Origin of the sequence: Calothrix sp. NIES-2100, assembly GCF_963875285.1 — a bacterium.
Taxonomy (GTDB): domain Bacteria; phylum Cyanobacteriota; class Cyanobacteriia; order Cyanobacteriales; family Nostocaceae; genus Aulosira.
The window spans coordinates 7,266,553-7,285,377 of the sequence record NZ_CAWNLA010000001.1; the positions used below are offsets into that span (position 1 = coordinate 7,266,553).

The following is an 18,825-nucleotide window of genomic DNA, read 5'->3' on the forward strand; positions in this document are numbered from 1 at the left end:
TGATATTTAGCTAATTCATGAGAGCGATCGCATTTTTGGTATCCGGCAACTAAAACTATATATTGACTAATATCAACTGAAAACTCCCTGTTCAGACAATGCTTGAGCAAAGAGTATTAATTAGGCTTGGGCGGGTTATTTGTTTTGCGATCGCTTTTACCTAGTTCTTTCTTCATCTCCTCTAAAACAGCTTTGTAATCTTGCCTTTCTGGATGTAACTCCACTAACTTTTCTAAAGTTTGAATAGCACCTTGAGTGTCTTTCAACTTTATCCGCACATTGACTAACGCTTCCAACGCCACTTCGTTTTTTGGCTCCCGTTGTAAAACTAGTTCCAAACCCTTTGCTTGTTGTTCTAATGTATTCTCCGCCTGTGCAACTGCTGTCTTAGATGGTTGAATAGCCTGTTGTATAACAGGAACCGCTGCAAAGATGATCGAGCCGAAGAATGACACAAGTGATACTACTGTTAAAAACTGTTGTCGCCGCTGAATCTTCTTGCCGCGATTAATTAGATATTCTTCGTCTAAACCCATACTTTATATAGGTGCTGTGGTAAATACTTAGGTAGTAGCAACCCTCCCGTTATGAGGATACCCACTACTCCACAGAAACTATCATCTTAGCTAAAAATTTTTTACACAATATTTAAAAGCGGCATCTGGATGATAACCACAATCTTGTGCTAGGGCAATGCTGTCTCAGTTATCCCGTTCTGAAGAAATAAGGCAGTCCCAATGAAAAAATAAAAAGTTTCATTGCCACGCATGAAAAAGGACAAGGAGAGAAGTCTGAGCGCCGGCGTCCGGCGTTAGCGCAGCGGTAGCGAGGTACGAGCGTCTGGCTTCTCCTAACGGAGACGCTGCGCGAACGCCAACGTCTTCTCCCAAGGGGAGACGCTGCGCGAACGACGAACAGAACTTCGGAGGGACAAGAGAGATGAGGAACTTTGAGAAGTGTGGGGAGTTTTCTTCCCCATCTCCCTCATATCCACCATATATTACCCATGCCCCATGCCCCATGCCCTTCGCCCCATGCCCAATTTTCAAGACAAAATAAAACAGATTTTATTGTTTCTCCATCTACCACAGGCTGGATTTTTCTCTTTGACTTAGAGTAAAAATATATACCTTATATTTTGGCTGTTTGCTGTCACTATAAAATTTATATAAAGATTTACCAAAATATAGTTTATCTTCCAATGTTTACGATATTCTAGATAAGATTCAAATACGGTAAATAATTTCGCCGTAACCAAAAACCTTCCTAGCAGCCCGTATTATATGGGGTTTCCAAAATCTGCACAATTTCCGTTGAATAAAACAAATACAATTTTACTAGTCGTACCTGCTTTTGCTTTTGATGCATCTATGAGGACGGCTAATTTTTGCTTTTGGTGTCTAAAACCGGTGTTTTGTGGACTGAGTGTTTTGTGGTGGTAATTACCGTACAAAACAGACTTATCCAGCAACTTAGTAGGGTTAGTTATGGTATAGTTAAAAAGTTAAGACTAGCTTTACCCAAAGTACAACGCTCTACGCATCGGTAACATTTGCAAAACGGAAAGCAGTTTTGATTAAGTATTTACTAAACAAAATCTGAATTGAATCGAGGTTATGACTCAGCAAGTAATTCACCCAATGGTGAAATTGCAGCGTAACGTGCAATCACTCGTAGAATCCAATATTATCAAGCCAAGTGATAGCATTTGGAAAATCGCTTTGCTCTATGGCAATGAATGGCAACACTGGAAACAAGAACTGTTAGATTTTGGCTTTAGTATGCAAGATCCAATCAGTGAATTGTTAGCAGTGGAAGCTTGGGATGAAGAATAAAGTCTAAAGGCTGAAATTTTTCAGCCTTCACACTTACCTACTTACTTCATTTGCAAGCGGCTAATACAGCAGCCAGTTCTTTAGCAGTCTGATAGCGATCGCGTGGCAATGGCTCGGTAACGCGGTCAATTATTTCTCTTAATTGGGGGGTAATTGTCGGCACGCTATTGACATCAAACCGGAAATGTCGCCCTCGTTGGTGGTAAAACTTGAACGGATTTTCACCAGTCAGCAAAAAGATTAAGGTAGGGCCAATGGCATACAAATCAGATTGAGTTAATGGTTGTCCTCGTTCCTGTTCAGGGGCGCAGTAACCCTCTGCACCAATCCGAGTGCCTGGTGCTGTGCCAATTTCTTTAACAGCACCAAAATCTAGCACAACTATCCGATTGTTAGAATTTCGCACCATCAGGTTAGCGGGTTTAATATCCCGATGAATCAGTGGTGGTTGCTGACTGTGGAGATAGTCTAAAATATCACAAGTTTGGATCATCCAGGCGATCGCTTGGCTGGGGATGACTGGCCCTGTGGTATAGATTCGCTTTTCTAAATCCTGTCCGTGGACTAATTCCATAGCCAAATATTTTTTGCCACCTTCGACAAAAAAGTCATAATATTTGGGAATTCCCGAATGGTTAAGGGATTTGAGAGTATGGGCTTCCCGTTCAAATAATTCTTGGGCCTTAGCAATTTTTGCCATATCGGCATTCATCTGTTTTAACACCAGCAGTTGTGGATGTCCCGCAATTACACCTACTTCATCCCAAGCGAGATAGGTAGTTCCCATCCCTCCTTGTCCTAAAGTCCGTATAACTTTGTACTGACGAATTTTGTTTTCTACGGACAGAGGTTGACCGCAGTGGATGCAAAACAGATTTTTAGGAGAGTTCCCTTCATGGGTGCAGCTAGAAGATGAAGGTACAGAGGTTTTTTCCGTTGATCCGGGAATTTCTTTTTGCCGCAACCAAGAGTCTGGTGCTGTTACCTCTTGAAGTTGGAATTTTAGTATTGGGCCTCCCTGTGCTAATTGCAGCAGGGAATTATCTGGTAGTTGGCTCTGAGTTACAAGAACGCCGTTAAGGAAAGTGCCATTCGTGCCGTGACTAATTATCTGCCATGAATCCTCATTTTTGGCAGAACTGACTTGTTTAAGCTCCAAATGATAGCGGGAAACTAAACTATCATTTAAAACAACGTGATTATCTGCCGCTCGTCCAATCTTAATCACGGAGGACTTTTCAAAATACCATTGCTTGAGCGGCGTTTTTTGTTGCGGTTCTAGTAGGGTCAGAGTAACCACAATACAAGGATAAAGGATGAAGGATAAAGGAGAAAAAACAGAGATGCAACTGAAATTGGCTACAGTTTTCTCAGGTAAGAACAACTTCCCTGAGGCTAGATAGCAGGGTAAACATTAGAAAATTCATACTTCATACTTCATACTTTATACTTATTTTGGACTATCCAGATTTGGACGCACTTTTGCCCGGACAAGGATAGCGGTAATATTGTCATGACCATTGTATTGGTTTGCCAAGTCAATTAAGTCGGTGACACCGACTTCTAGGTTAGTACCAGAGCCAAGTAGCGGCAGCAGGTGAGTCTGCCAATTGTTTTCTAGTAAATCATTATCCGATAAACCGTCCGAGGCCAGGATGAAGAGAGTATCTTCATTAATTTCAAAAAACTCGACATCAGGATTAATTGAGTTTTCGTCACGCGGCCCTAATGCTTGGGTAAGTTGGTAAGCATCAGGACGCGCATAAGCGATGCTGGCTTCTACTCCCTTACTAATTTCTCGTTGACCGACTTCGTGGTCGATAGTGATTTGTTTTAATCCCCGCTTATGAGTTACACAATAAAGGCGGCTATCTCCCACATGGGCGACTGCGGCGTGGCTGTCCTGAATTAAGAGCATAACGAGGGTAGTACCCATGCGCCCAACGCCAGAACGAGCATCTTTCTGATTGAGATCGTAAATTGCCTGATTTGCTAGATATACTGCTTGTGCGATCTCATCTTCTGTTGGTAGTTGGTTAGCAATCCAGTGTTCTTGAAAGTATTGCCGCAAAGTATTAACTGCCAACTCACTGGCTATCTCGCCGCCAGCATGACCACCCATACCGTCGCAGAGGATATATAAGCCCCGCGCCTGGAGAACTCTAGTTTTGGGTAACTCTAGTTTGTTAATATTGCTTTCAATGCCAAAGTAGTCTTCATTGTGATGACGTTGTCGGCCCACATCAGTTTGTCCTGCATCTTGAAGGCTACTTAGCTGCATGGGGAGGACAACTGTGGGCATATCGTCATTTTTGAGGTTGAAATCTTCTAGCTCATCTACTTGCAGCAAAGTTGGTGCAGTGTTGTACTGTTCCTTTGTGGGCGAAAAAGTTTCCGCTGTGGGTGGTACTATTTCGGTAGACATTTCTTGCAAACGCGATCGCAATTGTGCGATCGTCTCAATTTTACCTATTTCTAAATCCCCTAACATCTGGACTATGGAACCAAATTGAGTGCGTTGAGACTGTCTAAATAGCGCTTGCCAAACCCGCCCCAAAGCTTGGATTGTTAAAGGCTGCTCTTGTTGGGTAGATGTTTGCTCCATTAAATCTGCCGATACATCAGCAGTTATCTGACTATTTAATGGGTCTGAATATAAGCGTCCTAATGCCAGTGTTTGGTCTTCATCCAATAGTAAATTGGACACATCCAAAAGACTTTGACAACAATTCACTGGTTCTAGCAATGTCCACAATTGGGTCATCTCAGAACACCAGTGTAAAATTTGCAATGAACTGGTTGTGTTTTCTTGCCATCGCTCAAGTAAATGCGGCCAATTCGAGCGGTCTTGGATGAGTACTACCTGTATATCACCTTGTTGCCATGCATCATGAATTGGGGGTATCCCTACATGTCCGTGTGGTTTTAAGGCAATATAAGGTTTAGCAAGTTGGGGAATTCCAGTTGCTGCCACCGATGGTGTTACTAGCCCCTTGTTGCTATTTTCTAACATTGCCACAAGGGGTGCAATTTGATATGGTTGGCAGTCCAAAACTTGAATACACACCTCAGTATTAGGAGCTAGTTCTTCTAAGCTTGGTAGCGGCTCTAATAATTGATAGCGCTGCTCTTGGTCTAAATAAGAGCCTACTACGAGTTGGGAGCTAATAGGCAGAGGAGATAGTTCATCTTTTTCTAATTCCTCATTTTTGCGATCGCCCCCAGTTTCTATTTCCCCACTCCCAGTGGCTTGTTTGGCAATAATAGCCCACCACAATGTTCCACACTCAGCGCCACAGTTAGGACAATTTTTGGCGTTTACAGGTACTGAGGTATTGCATTCAGGACAGATTTTATGGGTCAGGGATACACCACAGTTTTGGCAGAATTTATTTGTATTGGAGTTTTCAAATTTACACTGAGGGCAAATCAGCATAGAGGAAGTTCCTTATTCCCGTTCCAAAGTGCTTGTAGCCACTCAAGATTCAACGTGCCACAACTTGCTACCCCTGCCTACAGTAGACCTAATAAAAAATTGTGGTTTCACAGTGAATTTTGGTAGCAGTATTAATTGTGACGCATATTAGCCGAATATTTCAGATATCAGCAAGCTAATTTCTCCGAAAAGGTAAATTAGGGGGCAGGGGGATGAGGGGGGTAGAGGGGACAAGGGAGACAAGGAGAGAAGTCTGAGCGCCGGCGTCCGGCGCTCAGAACTTCGGGGAGACAAATTAATAAATGCCTAATGCCCTGTTTGGCCAATGTCCTGTTTGCCCAATGACTATTGACTCTTCTGAAATTTCCTTCACAACTCACTACTCAGCGGTAGTTGGATAGCAAAGCAGGTAAGGTTTGACCCGCTTTCAACCTCAATTGTTCCTCCTAAGTGCTTGGTGAGTTTGTGTACTAATGCTAAACCTAATCCTGTACCACCTTGCTTCCAGGGGTCGTTACTTGGAATGCGGTAAAACTTGTCGAAAATGCGTGGTAATTCTGAGCTAGGAATTTCTACACCCGAATTAATCACTTGAAATTGGATATTGTGAGCTTTCAATTGGGCGGAAATAGTAATTTCTGCATCTGGAGGACTGAATTTACAGGCATTGGTGAGTAATTCTATCAAGATGCGTTCGAGACTGAATGGATCGCATGTGAGTATAGGAAGATTGGGCGCTAAACTGAGGCGCAATTTTTGCTGACAAGAGTTGCGATTGCGTGCTTTAAACAGTTCTACAACTCGCCACAGCCATTGCTGTACTTGAATAGTTTCCAGAACTAAGGGTTTAGCACTTGTATCCAATCTTTGCAAATCTAGAAAGTTACTAATGAGATTAATTTCGCGATCGCACTCATTGTCTAAGATTTCATAATAGCGCGCCGCTTTCGAGCGTTCTGCTTGTGGCTTCGCCATTTGGGTCAAAAAGTTTTGCTCTTGATTGAGTGCGATTCCTAGCATTTGAATCGCCATTTTCATATTGGTAAGTGGCGTGCGCAGTTCGTGGGAAACTGTACTGAGAAATTCATCTTTGAGACGATTCAGGCTTTCCATTTCCTCTAATTGCGCCTGTACTGATTCTTGGCTATGTTTGAGAGCAACTTCTGCTAATTTACGTTCTGTAATATCTATACAGCATCCAATGTAACCAACAAACTTGCCATTGGGTGTAAATCTAGGTACACCAGTATCTAAAATCCAACGATATTCGCCATCATGACGCATGAGCCGATATTCCATCTCAAATTTACCTCTGGCATGAAAGGCAGAATCGTAAGTTTCTTGGCAAAATTCTTGCTCTTGTGGATGAACTCCTTGAAGCCAGCCTAATCCTCGCTGCTGCTCAATACTACGTCCAGTAAATTTTAACCATGATTGATTAAAAAAAGTAAATAGTCCATCAGTTCCTGCCATCCATAACATCACTGGTGCGGTATTAGCCATACTATGAAAGCGTTGTTCACTTTCGCGTAATGCATCTTCTGCCTGTTTATGAGCAGTAATGTCTTCTAAAACCATGAGAATCTGTGGTTTATTTTGAGGATAGCTATCAGTTGGGTTTGTATTTCTCAGATAGTTTCCATCCTCTTCAGGTAATAACCGCGCCACAACTTTTACCCATAAAATCTTGCTATCTGAACAATTTAACCGAAACTCCCAATTAATAATTTTACTATTAGATGAAGTATTTAACAGTTCCTGAAATGCATCAAATAATCTTTGTTTGTCTGACTGTTCAAATAAATTAAAAACTGACTGTTCAATCAATTGTTCTACTGTATAACCAAGACAGGTTGCACCAAACTGATTTACAGACAAAATTATTCCTGTTGTGTCCAGGCTGAAATATACAGAAGGAATATTCTCATAAAGCCTACGATACAAGTTAAGTTCCTCTTGGAGACGATGCAAGGTTTTTGCTGTGCAAAGTTCTAAATCGCAGACTAGTTCAGGCACAAATTCTAAGCGTGCAGGCGTTGCAGATAAGATATCTTGTTCTTGGCAAGTTTCATGCCAGATCGATTGCTGATTGCGGCTCATAAGATTGAATCACTTGCACCCAAGGGTTGATGTAGATATGGGCAGGAATAAAAAAAGAATATTATAAGGCTTTCGCTTTGATTTTTGTCAAATGATGCAAATAAAAACTTATGTAACAAACCTCAACGCTGTTTTGTCGTTTGTGAATTTTTAGTTCAAACTAGGGCGTAAATTATGTTTAGTAAAATACATTATTTTAGTTTTTAATTTATCAGGAAAAATTCTTCTCATATTTACAGCCTGAAAGCCTGCCAAATCCGCACAGTCTGGCTAAATAATTTATTAAAAAACATAATCAGCAATAATACTTATTAAATAGATAATTGATGGGAAAAACAGCAACGATGTTTTTGGAGAATTGACGCTGGGTTTAGCCCCTCACTCGGAAAACGTTTTAATTTCAGAGGAGGTGAGATCGCGCCACTGGCCTAGTTCTAAACCATCTAATTGTAAGTGAGCGATACTTACCCTGATCAGTCGTAAAGTCGGAAACCCAACAGCCGCCGTCATCCGCCGCACCTGACGATTTTTTCCCTCAGTTAAAGTCATTTCTAGCCAAGCTGTGGGTACATTTTGGCGAAATCTAATTGGTGGATTGCGATCGCCTACGGGTGGTTCTTCGAGTAATAAGTGTACTTTTGCTGGTCGAGTACGGTAATCTTGAATTTTTACTCCTGTTTGCAACTTATTTATAGCATCTGCATCCGGAATTCGTTCTACCTGCACCCAATAAGTACGTTGATGCCCAAATCGAGGATTGGCAAGACGATGTTGCAATTGCCCATTATTCGTCAACAGAAGTAACCCTTCACTATCCCAATCTAAACGCCCTACAGGATAGACATCAGGAACCGGAATATAGTCTTTGAGGGTGCGGTGTTTGGGTGTTTCCTGGGTAAACTGGCTGAGAACGCCATAGGGTTTGTGAAAAATAATATATCTATATATAGAAGTCATTTGTCATTGGTCAATAGTCATTAGTCATTTCTATGCGTCCTCGCGTCCCTGTGTCTCTGTGTCTCCCTTGTCCCCCTCATCCCCCGGTTGCTGAGCGAAGTCGTAAAGCCTGCGGCATAGCTTCTCTACGAGACGCTTCGCGAACGCTTAGGGCGCAGCCTCTCGTCCCTTGCGCGTCTCCCCTTGGGAGAAGAGAAGCACATCCCCCCACACCCGGCGATGACTGACTAAAATTAAGCACGAGTTTGGGCATTATAAGAAAAACAATATAATTAAAAATCAATTATGCCAAGTTCTAAAATGTGTCGGCGGTCTTTCTTGTTGATGGGAGGTGCTGCCTTAGCACAAGGATTGACGCTGGCACTACCCGCTACTGCTCAAGCTGTACAAGTAAAAAAGGGTAAGGTCAACGGGATCTCTTTTTATCAAACTATTGTTGACTTGACTGACCCCAAAACTTTCATTTCCATTGGTTTAGCAAATAATGCAACTTTTGCTAACACTATGCAAAAGACGAGTGGCGATGAAGAATTTAACAAGTTAGTGGCTCGTCATCGTGCATCTGTTATTGCTAATGGCACTTTTTTTGCCAAAAATGCCCAAAAAACAGTGATGGGTAATATGGTGGCAGAAGGTAGATTTCTCAAATATAGCCAGTGGGAGAACTTTGGTACTACCTTCGGGTTAAGAGTTGGGAATCAACCGGAAATGGTGACAGCAAGAGTTGATGGTAAACCGCAATGGAATCAACATTGGTTTTCCATCACCTGTGGCCCCAGACTTTTGCGCCAAGGAGAAATTTGGCTCAAACCAGAGATTGAAGGTTTTAAAGATCCTGCTGTTTTAGGTACGGGTGCGAGGACAGCAATTGGGTTTGATGCTGATGGGAAAAAGCTATTTTTGGTGAATTTTGATATTGCTTTAAATTTACAGCAAGAAGCGCAGGCGATGAAAACTATTGGCTGTTATGAAGCCATGAATTTAGACGGTGGTGCATCGAAAGCTTTAGCTGCCAACGGTAAAATTTTAGTCCCTGCTGGACGACCACTGACAAATGTAATTGTCATCTATGATGCCAAAAACCCAGCACCTACTACTTTACAACAAGCATGGGCGAGGTTTCAAAAAGGCGATCGCCCTTTAGTACCTGGTGGTTAAATTCAAAAATCCCAACAATTAGCATCCCAGTTAGAACAAGAACAGCAAAAAGCCGAACGCTAAGCTCAAAGATTGCGTCAATTGGTGATTGATCCTCATGATGTGTAGGTAACACAAGTGAGATGTTTTCTCTGCCAGACGCTAGGCGAACGACAAGCGGCTTTGTGTCAACGTATCTTCTGTAAAAAGAAAAAACCCCGACACAATGATCGGGGAATACTGTATAGGTTCAATGTATACCTAAATTATTTCTAGCAATTAAATGTGAGGAAAACATGAGGATCGGGGATAAAAATCCTGCACCTTTGCCTCAACAAGTCATATTTGTCAGGAATCAAAAAAGCGATCGCTCTATGGTAATTAATCGGACAAAAATATTTACAGTCATTGCGAGCGAAGTGAAGCAATCCCAGCCCTCACGATGGCTTCATTTCCCTTCGCTCCATAAAGCCCTACCCTTCTCCTGACGGAGACGCTGCGCGAACGGGAACGACTTCGTCGAACGGGCATAGCTTCTCCTGTCAAAGAGGCTGCGCCAACGCTTAGTGCAATGACATTGTGTAATTAATTCTGTCTGACTCCACATCTTCAGGAATTGTTAACACCCCTCTCTCCCGCCACAATCAAAATGGTACAATCTACATCCATGCTAGGGGTGCCTGAATACCAGGCTGAGATCACACCCTTAACACCTGAGTCTGGGTAATACCAGCGGAGGGAAGCTGTTTATCGAGGAATTCAATATGCGGACAGAATGGGTTGCAAAGCGTCGTGGACAGAGCAATGTTTCTCAAATGCACTACGCCCGTCAGGGTGTAATCACCGAAGAAATGCACTACGTCGCCCAGCGGGAAAATCTTCCTGCTGATCTCATTCGTGAGGAAGTAGCGCGGGGGCGGATGATTATCCCGGCTAACATTAATCACACCAATTTAGAGCCAATGGCCATTGGTATTGCCTCTAAATGTAAGGTAAATGCTAATATCGGCGCTTCACCCAACTCTTCTAATCTTCAAGAAGAAGTGGATAAGCTGAAACTAGCGGTGAAGTATGGCGCTGATACCGTGATGGATTTGTCTACAGGCGGCGGTAACTTGGATGAAATTCGTACTGCTATCATCAATGCCTCGCCTGTTCCTATTGGCACAGTACCAGTTTATCAGGCTTTAGAAAGTGTTCACGGCACAATTGAAAAACTTACCCCTGAAGACTTTCTCCATGTCATCGAAAAACACGCCCAGCAAGGGGTAGATTATCAAACTATCCACGCGGGAATTTTGCTAGAACATTTGCCTTTGGTGAGAAGCCGCATCACTGGGATTGTTTCTCGTGGCGGCGGTATTTTGGCGCGGTGGATGTTGCATCATCACAAACAAAATCCACTCTACACTCACTTCCGAGACATCATTGAAATTTTCAAGAAGTATGATGTCTCTTTCAGTTTAGGCGATTCCCTCCGACCGGGCTGTACCCATGATGCCTCAGATGCAGCACAATTAGCAGAATTGAAAACCCTCGGACAGCTAACCCGTAAAGCCTGGGAAGATAATGTACAGGTGATGGTAGAAGGCCCTGGACACGTCCCAATGGATCAAATTGAGTTCAACGTCCGCAAGCAAATGGAAGAGTGTTCCGAAGCGCCTTTCTATGTGCTGGGTCCATTGGTGACAGATATTGCTCCTGGTTATGACCATATTACCTCAGCTATTGGCGCGGCAATGGCTGGTTGGTATGGTACAGCAATGTTGTGCTATGTAACACCCAAAGAACATTTGGGATTACCTAACGCCGAAGATGTTCGTAATGGGTTAATAGCTTACAAAATAGCAGCTCATGCGGCAGATATCGCTAGACATCGCCAAGGTGCTAGGGATAGAGACGATGAACTGTCCAAAGCCCGTTATAACTTTGACTGGAACCGTCAGTTTGAATTATCACTCGACCCAGAAAGAGCTAAGGAATACCACGATGAAACTTTACCAGCAGATATTTATAAAACTGCTGAGTTTTGTTCAATGTGTGGGCCTAAGTTCTGTCCCATGCAAACCAAAGTTGATGCTGATGCGCTGACGGAACTAGAGAAGTTTTTGGCGAAAGATAAGGATGTTGTAACGCAAAGTTAATCAAATCGCCCTCACCCTAGAAGGGTGGGGCTATACATACAAAGCCCACCTTCGTGGGCTAATTATATGCATATTGAAAAACAGTATTGCAGAATAAAAATATGAAAAAATATGAATTGAGTTTCACGCATTCGACGAAGTAGTTTCCGCAGGCTAGGTGCAAAGACGCAAAGGAAAATCGATAAAATCATTCCCTTGTAATAAATTTTTAGCTAACTAGCTAAGTTGATATCGCTACTTTGATCGTCTTCCTGTAGCCCTAACCTTTCGTATAATTCACTAACAGATTGAGGCTCGACAATTTTTTTCTTTGCACGTTGTAAAGCTGTGAATAAACGAGTAGAGTTTGCTGGAAAACGAAGTAAATAAAGTGTTTCCAATAAGCTTTCTAGTTCAGTTTCAGAAATTAATACAACATTTTTACTGTCAGGTCGGCTAATTCTGACTACTTCATTAGTTTCAATAAGTTGATTACAAATGCTGTCTAAATTTTTAGCGGCTTCTTCTGATGTAATTTTAATTGACATAATAATTAACTGGTTTTGACTATTTTTTCAGCTTTTTAAAGCTACATACTTATTCATAATGATATCGAGCTTTGAGAAACATGATGCTGCAAGACCATTTTCGTCCGCCACTCTCAGTTCGCCGTCACTGGCACGCATTTCATAACGCCTGGGCGACTTATATTGCATCTGATTTAAACGCTAAATTGCCAGAAGGCTACTTTGCTGAACCAAATGTACAATTTGGCATTGAAATTGATATAGCTGCTTTTGAAGAGTCATGGCAGGAATCAAAAAATGCTAATAGTATTTGGATGCCTCCACCACCTGCTCAAACAATCACTTTTATACCGACAGATGAAACAGTAGAAGTAAATATTTTTAATACTGAGGCTGGCCCTATTTTGGCTGGGGCAATAGAATTAGTAAGTCCTGCAAATAAAGACCGTTCTACTCATCGCAATGCTTTTGTTTCTAAATGTGAAACCTATTTACGACAGGGGATTGGTTTGGTGATTGTTGATGTTGTGACTGAACGCAAAACAAATCTTCACAATGAATTATTAACCCGTGTCGCAGAAACCAATGCATTGCTATTTAACGCTGAACTTTATGCTACTGCCTATCGACCCATCCAACACAATGGTCAGTATAAATTAGATATTTGGCAAGAAAAATTGACTGTGGGCGGCGCTTTACCGACTTTGCCATTGTGGTTGCATGGTGAAATTTGCTTACCCGTAGAATTAAATAGTATTTATGAGCGGACTTGTCGAGAACAGCGAATTCCGATTCACACTGCTTAGTTATAAATTTGCAGGTGAAATGATTAGGAATGCGATCGCACTACAGCAGTTGTCGTAAATCCTCAACTGAATTTGCAGTTTTAATCGCTTGTTGAATCGATTTTAAGCTTTCTAAATCATTAATTTGAGAGATTATTGGCATCAATTCTAAACCTTCGTTACCAAACTTCATCTCTAATAGTAATTCAATACTTGAAAATAACTCCTCCCGTCGTCCACGTTCGACTCCACGCTGTTCAATTTCTTGATACCAAGGCGATTCGCGCAACACAGCCATATCCCACCTCATGATTTCTTGAACTAGGGCGCTTTCTAATACAAACGTAGCAAAAAATGCTAAAACCGTCTCAAGTTGGTTTAGCTGTTCGTCATCCCGGAGAATTCTTAAGGCTTCTCTAATGATTGATTCATTTTCACCACCTTTGAGAATTGGCACAAACGGCAGTAAGGATGGTAAAGGTTGTTCAAAAGCAATATTTACATCAACTTCCCACAAATTAATGACGCGATAATCTTGAATTGCCCGCAAACCAGCAATATTTGTTTCATAACTTGTAGGTATTTCTGCATCACCTGTTTTCAAAATGTTGATTAATACAGGATACGTCAGCAATTTATATTTTTCTTCTGCTAGTGCGGCGTAAGCACGCATTCTTCTTGGCATTTCTGGTGTGGGACGCAGTTGTAGTTCATTGAGAACTAAAAAATTACCATACTGGGGATTTTTCGCACGAATTAAAACGTCACTTTCTCGACTGATCCATTGAAATTCTGAGTTTAGTATTTCCCCTGCTGTAATATCAGGTATTCCTGTAACCCATTTTACCCAGTTATCTGGTGCGAGGCTAATCAGGCGTTTTGTGCTGACATCTGCGGATTTTGTCATTGGGTTGTAGATGCACGTAAATTACCAGGAATATCAAAGAAGGCATCGCATTCTTGATCGGCTAATCACCAACAAAGCTATTTTGCTGGCGATCGCATTCTTCATCACCCAACTATTTTCCTAAATCCCGATACCGCTGTTGAATCTCCTCAATCGAAAATAACGTTTCAAACTTTAATCCAGCAGATTGATATAATTCTGCGCCTCCTTGCAAACGGTCTACTAGTGAAATTACTTGCTCTACGGTATAACCTGCTTCTTGTAGACGGTTAACTGCTTTGAGGGCAGATTGTCCTGTGGTGACAACATCTTCCAAAACTACAACTTTTGCACCTTCTGGCAAACTAGGCCCTTCAATATAAGCCCTTGTTCCATAACCTTTGGCTTCTTTACGTATAATCAGCGCTGGAATTGGTCGGTTTTCATAAACAGAAACCACACTGACTGCTGTCACAATGGGGTCAGCACCCAGCGTTAAACCAGCTACAGCTTGGGTATCAGCAGGTAATAGAGGGAAAAGTAACCTGCCTACAGCTAAAGCGCCTTGAGGATGTAGCGTTACCTGTGTCTTGTTCACGTAATAAGTACTACGTAACCCAGAAGAAAGAACAAAATCACCCTCCTGATAAGCAAGTTGACAAAATAAATCTAGTAACTTGTGGCGCAGGGTAGTCAAATCAGCAGTAGCTGCCCAAATATCTGATAGGTTGTGGGTTTCAGTAGAATAAGTCATTACAAGACGTTAAAAATTGTGCTACACCAAAGGTTGAACTGATCAGAGTTCTGAATTTAAGCATAAATTAAGATTCGCCCAAAAGTTGAGGAGTCATGAATATGGGTATAAAAGTTCAACTGCCAAGTGTTTTCTTGGTACTGCTAGCTACTAGTATTGCTTTTCCCGCTGTTGGCAATGCTCAGACGAAAACACCTAATTATGAAACAAATAATGATGCCATTGAGCGAGCTTATTTTCGACACGATCCCAATTTCTATGAAAATCGCAGTTTGAAACGTCAGCTAGACTCTTTTCTCGGAGCTGGCTCGTTCTCAAATTCCTTTCCAGAAAATGAAATTGCCCGCGATGGTGAATTGTTAAATGGGGTTTATCGCGATATGCTGACTCAGCAAGCTACCAACGATCCATATCTTCGCACCCCAGATTTACCGAATCCTTACGGTACATCTGTACTAATGTCTCCCCGCTCCAATGCCCAACAACTCAAAGTTGGCACAGAGTTTCGGTTTGAAAATTCACCACGGTAAGATTTATCAATTGAGAGTGCTGATGCTAATTCAGCACTCAAAACTAATTAGTTGTTTAATCCAGGGTGCAGGAGTTGAACCTGCCTTGGGCGAATTATGAGTTCGCTGCCTCAACCGCTCGGCCAACCCTGGTCGATTTTTATTGTAGCCTGATTTTACCAACTCGTGTACCCTCGAATATAGTTTACCAGATTTTTTTATTACATAATTTGATTATGAAATAGTGCAGACTAATATTGATTAAGTTCTTATAAGGATTGAGGTCAAAAAATTTTGGTGGAGCCACTGCGCCCAGGCGGGGAACCCGCGTTGAGTGCAAGTGGCGTGATTTTGCAGCCACTGCGTTGCGAACTTTCCCAAAGTTGTAGCCAGTGGTGTGATGGGAGATTTTGGATTGACCAACCGATGAATGGATGGGGCTGGAAGTTAGGCGGATGAGCGGATGCACGAATTAGTTGCACCCAAGCCCAGATGAGACACCAGGCAAAAAATCTCAAATCGGCAATCTAAAGTTTAAAATTGGCAAGGTCAACAGCCTGAAGACATTTAAATAAACTAGCCTGATTTTGCAATAGCTGAAAAGCGATGAAACTAAATTCCACTGTACTTCTTACGTTAATTTTGTTAACCCTGATGTTGGGAGCAGGATCTGTCAGCGCGTTTTGGGGGTTCACTTTAGGGAGTTCAGCACTTAAAGGAGTGACAACGCCAGATGGTCGTCCCACAACCAAATTTACAAGCAGTAAGTCTTCTAACTCGCAAGCAGGAAGCTTAGTGCTATTAAGAGAAGAAGAAATCCTCAAAATTGTAAAGGCACGAATTGAGGGTAAAACCAAGGCTGCTAAATCCGAAAAACTAGAGGAAGATGAAGAGGAGACCAATAATAGCAAAAATAAGCCTGAGGAAAAGCCTCCAGAAGTAGAGCAGGAAAAGCCTCAACAAGGATTTCCTGTTACCGCTGAAAATAAGGGGGTAACTTTCGCTGTGCAATCTGCTCGCTATTCTGGTGGAGATTTACTACTGAAAGTGAAAATGCAGAATAAAGGCGCTGATTCTGTGCGCTTCCTTTATAGTTTTTTGGATGTCACTGATGACAAAGGACGAACTCTCAGTGCTAGTACAGAGGGTTTGCCAGCAGAATTACCAGCAAATGGGCCGACTTTTTCTGGTACAGTAAGCATTCCCACAGCTCTACTTGATGATGTCAAGAAGATTTCTCTCTCGCTGACAGATTATCCGGCTCAACAATTGAAGTTGGAAGTATCAAATATTCCCGTAGAAAAATAAGCAAGGCAATTGCTAGATGGGGGCTGATATGGCAAAGCCAGTGGTTTGAGCGACTTCTTTTGTCAAATAACTGCTGTGATTTATTACTGGGGACTGGGGAAAAATCGCAACCACTATCCCTAATTCCCAAATTCAAAGTTGCAAATCCAAGAGTGGGTGCATAAGTTGTACACGAGCTTTAGCGGTGAGTGGTTTTCCTAGCTTAATTTGGAAAGATGTGGGGCTGCGATTGTTATCAGTGTTGCTACTGATCACCATCAATGCTTTTTTTGTCACAGCCGAGTTTTCAATGGTGACAGTCAGGCGATCGCGTATCCATCAGTTAGTCGAGGCTGGTGACATTCCCGCGATCGCTGTGGAAATGCTGCAACGTAGTATTGACCGACTGCTATCTACTACCCAGTTAGGGATTACGCTCTCTAGTTTGGCACTAGGATGGATTGGCGAAAGCTCAATTGTGGTGTTAGTAAATGCATGGTTAAAATCTTTGCCTTTACCTGAAGAAATGAGTTTGTTTATTGCTCATTCTCTATCCATCCCCATCGCTTTCTTTTTGATTGCCTATTTACAAATCGTTTTAGGAGAACTTTGTCCCAAATCAGTAGCGATGCTGTACTCAGAACAGCTAGCAAGGTTTTTGGGGCCTTCCGTAAAAGCGATCGTGCGTTTTTTCAGCCCCTTCATCTGGATTCTTAATCAATCCAATCGCTGGCTGTTGAGATTGTTCGGCATTGAATATACTGGTCAAGGCTGGAGACCACCTGTAACATCTGAAGAATTACAGCTAATTATCTCTACAGAAAGGGAATCAACCGGTTTACAGCTTTCAGAGCGAGAACTGCTAAATAACATCTTTGAATTTGGCGATGTGATGGTACAAGAGGTGATGATTCCCCGCACCAGCATCGCCGCCTTGCCTAAAGATGCGACCTTTGAAAGATTCCTTCAGGAAATGGCTTCTACTGCTCACTCTCGCTATCCCATCATTGGCGAATCTTTAGACGATATTCGCGGCATAGTTTACTTTAAAGATTTGGCACAACCTTTGGCTGTAGGAAAACTCACCTTAGAATCACTCATTCAACCTTGGATGCGTCCGGCGCGCTTTGTACCTGAACACACGCCCTTGAGTGAACTATTGCCAATGATGCAACAGGAAAAACCAGCTATGGTAATGGTTGTGAACGAATTTGGCGGTATTGTGGGGCTAGTGACACTCCAAGATGTAATTGCCGAAATTATTGGCGACGCAGGTGTTGTTGACAGCGGTGAAGACTTACTCGTCCAAATGTTAGACGAGCAAACATTTCTCGTCCAAGCGCAAATCAACTTAGAAGATCTTAACGAAGTTTTGAATTTGAATTTGCCTTTGACAAAAGAATACCAAACCCTGGGGGGTTTTCTGCTTTACCATCTCCAGAAACTACCCGCCAAAGGTGAAACCTTCAGGTTTCAAAATCTGGAATTTACTGTTGTTTCCGTAATTGGGCCCCGGTTACACCAAGTACAATTACGACGGCGCAAAGAAGATTCGGGAACGCAGTGAGGGGGGAAATAGTCAATAGTCAATAGTCAAATAGTCAATGGTCATTTGTCTTTGTCTCCCCGTCCCTTGCGCGTCTCCCCGAGTGAGAAGTTCTGATGCCTGCGGCAAGCCGCTCCGCGTCTACGGAGGAAGCCTCGCAAGAGACTTCTCTCCTTGTCCCCCTCATCCTGGTTCCCTTAGCCCCTCATCCAACTCTTGCTACTCAGCATAGACCACAGGGTCATTTAGGCCTAATTCTGCAAAAGCTGCTAGCCGCAAGCGGCAAGAATCACAGACACCGCAGGCGACATCAGCACCAGCATAACAAGACCAAGTTAGTTCCCAAGGAACACCTAATTGATTACCTAGCTGGATAATTTCGGTTTTTTTCAGGTTAATCAAGGGCGCAACAATAGTAATGGCTTCTCCCTCTCGTCCTTGTTTGGTTCCTAACCGGAAAACTTCCTGCATCGCTTGGATATAATCGGGGCGACAATCGGGATAACCAGAGTAATCTAGGGCATTAACGCCGATGTATACACGTTCTGCGGCTATTGTTTCTGCATAAGCGAGGGCAAAACTTAAAAAGATCGTATTTCGGGCAGGTACATAAGTTACAGGAATGTTTTGCGACATTTCATGGAGAGAACGCTCCTGTGGTAAATCTATACCATCGTCTGTAAGTGCCGAACCACCCCATTGTCGTAAGTCAAAGTTGACTACCTGATGTTTTGCCACAAGAGCTTTTTGTGCTACCAATAGGGCAGACTGTAACTCTCGCTGATGTCGCTGCTGATAATCAAAAGAAAGGGCGTGACACTCATAGCCATCAGCCTTGGCTTGGTACAGAATTGTGGAAGAGTCTAATCCTCCAGACAACAGAATTACAGCTTTCATTGGGGTTTTAAATTTGGGATTTCAAATCGCTATATATGACGGCTAT

General features: G+C 42.5%; 17 protein-coding genes, 1 tRNA gene and 1 riboswitch. Of the genes, 8 read left to right on the top strand and 10 right to left on the bottom strand.

Features of this window, described 5'->3' with window-relative positions; translation table 11 throughout:
* Positions 1–116 precede the first annotated feature (116 nt).
* Positions 117–536, bottom strand: a complete 420-nt coding sequence (locus tag AACU32_RS29575) for a tetratricopeptide repeat protein (RefSeq protein ID WP_096605003.1) — start codon at positions 534–536, stop codon at positions 117–119.
* A 1,080-nt stretch (positions 537–1,616) separates the two neighbouring features.
* Between AACU32_RS29575 and AACU32_RS29580 the strand changes: the two genes are divergently transcribed.
* Positions 1,617–1,835 (top strand): DUF4327 family protein, encoded by a 219-nt coding sequence (locus tag AACU32_RS29580; RefSeq protein ID WP_096605007.1) that lies wholly within the window; start codon positions 1,617–1,619, stop codon positions 1,833–1,835.
* Positions 1,836–1,881: 46 nt separating this feature from the next.
* Here AACU32_RS29580 and AACU32_RS29585 read toward each other — a convergent pair whose 3' ends face one another.
* The 4 genes from AACU32_RS29585 to AACU32_RS29600 form a co-directional block, all read right to left on the bottom strand.
* On the bottom strand, positions 1,882–3,135 hold the full coding sequence (locus AACU32_RS29585; RefSeq protein ID WP_096608231.1) for an FHA domain-containing serine/threonine-protein kinase: 1,254 nt from the start codon (positions 3,133–3,135) through the stop codon (positions 1,882–1,884).
* Positions 3,136–3,285: 150 nt separating this feature from the next.
* A complete protein-coding gene (locus tag AACU32_RS29590; protein WP_096605009.1) occupies positions 3,286–5,271 on the bottom strand; it encodes a serine/threonine phosphatase in 1,986 nt (661 codons plus the stop codon).
* Positions 5,272–5,640: 369 nt separating this feature from the next.
* On the bottom strand, positions 5,641–7,371 hold the full coding sequence (locus AACU32_RS29595) for a sensor histidine kinase (RefSeq protein WP_096605011.1): 1,731 nt from the start codon (positions 7,369–7,371) through the stop codon (positions 5,641–5,643).
* Positions 7,372–7,749: 378 nt separating this feature from the next.
* The gene (locus AACU32_RS29600; RefSeq protein ID WP_096605013.1) at positions 7,750–8,328 is read right to left on the bottom strand and encodes an rRNA large subunit pseudouridine synthase E; all 579 of its coding nucleotides are present in this window, start codon (positions 8,326–8,328) and stop codon (positions 7,750–7,752) included.
* 285 nt (positions 8,329–8,613) lie between these two features.
* Between AACU32_RS29600 and AACU32_RS29605 the strand changes: the two genes are divergently transcribed.
* Both AACU32_RS29605 and thiC read left to right on the top strand, forming a co-directional pair.
* Positions 8,614–9,486, top strand: coding sequence for a phosphodiester glycosidase family protein (locus AACU32_RS29605; protein ID WP_096605015.1), 873 nt, complete (start codon positions 8,614–8,616; stop codon positions 9,484–9,486).
* A gap of 641 nt (positions 9,487–10,127) precedes the next feature.
* A riboswitch (TPP riboswitch) is annotated at positions 10,128–10,223 on the top strand.
* Positions 10,224–10,229: 6 nt separating this feature from the next.
* Entirely contained in the window at positions 10,230–11,609 is a 1,380-nt protein-coding gene (thiC, locus tag AACU32_RS29610; RefSeq protein ID WP_096605017.1) for a phosphomethylpyrimidine synthase, read from the top strand.
* Positions 11,610–11,821: 212 nt separating this feature from the next.
* Here thiC and AACU32_RS29615 read toward each other — a convergent pair whose 3' ends face one another.
* Positions 11,822–12,136 (bottom strand): type II toxin-antitoxin system Phd/YefM family antitoxin, encoded by a 315-nt coding sequence (locus AACU32_RS29615; RefSeq protein WP_096605019.1) that lies wholly within the window; start codon positions 12,134–12,136, stop codon positions 11,822–11,824.
* Positions 12,137–12,216: 80 nt separating this feature from the next.
* Here AACU32_RS29615 and AACU32_RS29620 point away from each other — a divergent pair, with 80 nt between their 5' ends.
* Positions 12,217–12,921: a DUF4058 family protein gene (locus AACU32_RS29620; RefSeq protein WP_096605021.1), complete on the top strand. Its 705-nt coding sequence runs from the start codon at positions 12,217–12,219 to the stop codon at positions 12,919–12,921.
* Positions 12,922–12,961: 40 nt separating this feature from the next.
* Here the strand turns inward: AACU32_RS29620 and AACU32_RS29625 are convergent, their stop codons facing one another.
* Both AACU32_RS29625 and pyrE read right to left on the bottom strand, forming a co-directional pair.
* Positions 12,962–13,807, bottom strand: coding sequence for a transposase (locus AACU32_RS29625; protein ID WP_096605023.1), 846 nt, complete (start codon positions 13,805–13,807; stop codon positions 12,962–12,964).
* A gap of 112 nt (positions 13,808–13,919) precedes the next feature.
* Positions 13,920–14,540: an orotate phosphoribosyltransferase gene (pyrE, locus tag AACU32_RS29630; RefSeq protein ID WP_096605025.1), complete on the bottom strand. Its 621-nt coding sequence runs from the start codon at positions 14,538–14,540 to the stop codon at positions 13,920–13,922.
* Between the two features lie 101 nt (positions 14,541–14,641).
* Between pyrE and AACU32_RS29635 the strand changes: the two genes are divergently transcribed.
* Positions 14,642–15,070, top strand: coding sequence for a hypothetical protein (locus tag AACU32_RS29635; RefSeq protein ID WP_096605027.1), 429 nt, complete (start codon positions 14,642–14,644; stop codon positions 15,068–15,070).
* Between the two features lie 59 nt (positions 15,071–15,129).
* On the opposite strand, the gene AACU32_RS29640 is transcribed toward AACU32_RS29635, so the two are convergent.
* A tRNA-Ile gene (locus AACU32_RS29640) sits at positions 15,130–15,202 on the bottom strand.
* A gap of 141 nt (positions 15,203–15,343) precedes the next feature.
* Between AACU32_RS29640 and AACU32_RS29645 the strand changes: the two genes are divergently transcribed.
* The 3 genes from AACU32_RS29645 (at position 15,344) to AACU32_RS29655 (ending at position 17,903) form a co-directional block, all read left to right on the top strand.
* On the top strand, positions 15,344–15,508 hold the full coding sequence (locus tag AACU32_RS29645) for a hypothetical protein (protein ID WP_339378371.1): 165 nt from the start codon (positions 15,344–15,346) through the stop codon (positions 15,506–15,508).
* Positions 15,509–15,655: 147 nt separating this feature from the next.
* Positions 15,656–16,357: a hypothetical protein gene (locus tag AACU32_RS29650; RefSeq protein ID WP_096605029.1), complete on the top strand. Its 702-nt coding sequence runs from the start codon at positions 15,656–15,658 to the stop codon at positions 16,355–16,357.
* 184 nt (positions 16,358–16,541) lie between these two features.
* On the top strand, positions 16,542–17,903 hold the full coding sequence (locus tag AACU32_RS29655; RefSeq protein WP_339378372.1) for a hemolysin family protein: 1,362 nt from the start codon (positions 16,542–16,544) through the stop codon (positions 17,901–17,903).
* A 198-nt stretch (positions 17,904–18,101) separates the two neighbouring features.
* On the opposite strand, the gene queC is transcribed toward AACU32_RS29655, so the two are convergent.
* Positions 18,102–18,779 carry a 7-cyano-7-deazaguanine synthase QueC gene (gene queC / locus AACU32_RS29660; protein WP_096605033.1) on the bottom strand — a complete coding sequence of 226 codons (678 nt, stop codon included), beginning with the start codon at positions 18,777–18,779 and terminating at the stop codon, positions 18,102–18,104.
* Between the last annotated feature and the right edge of the window lie 46 nt (positions 18,780–18,825).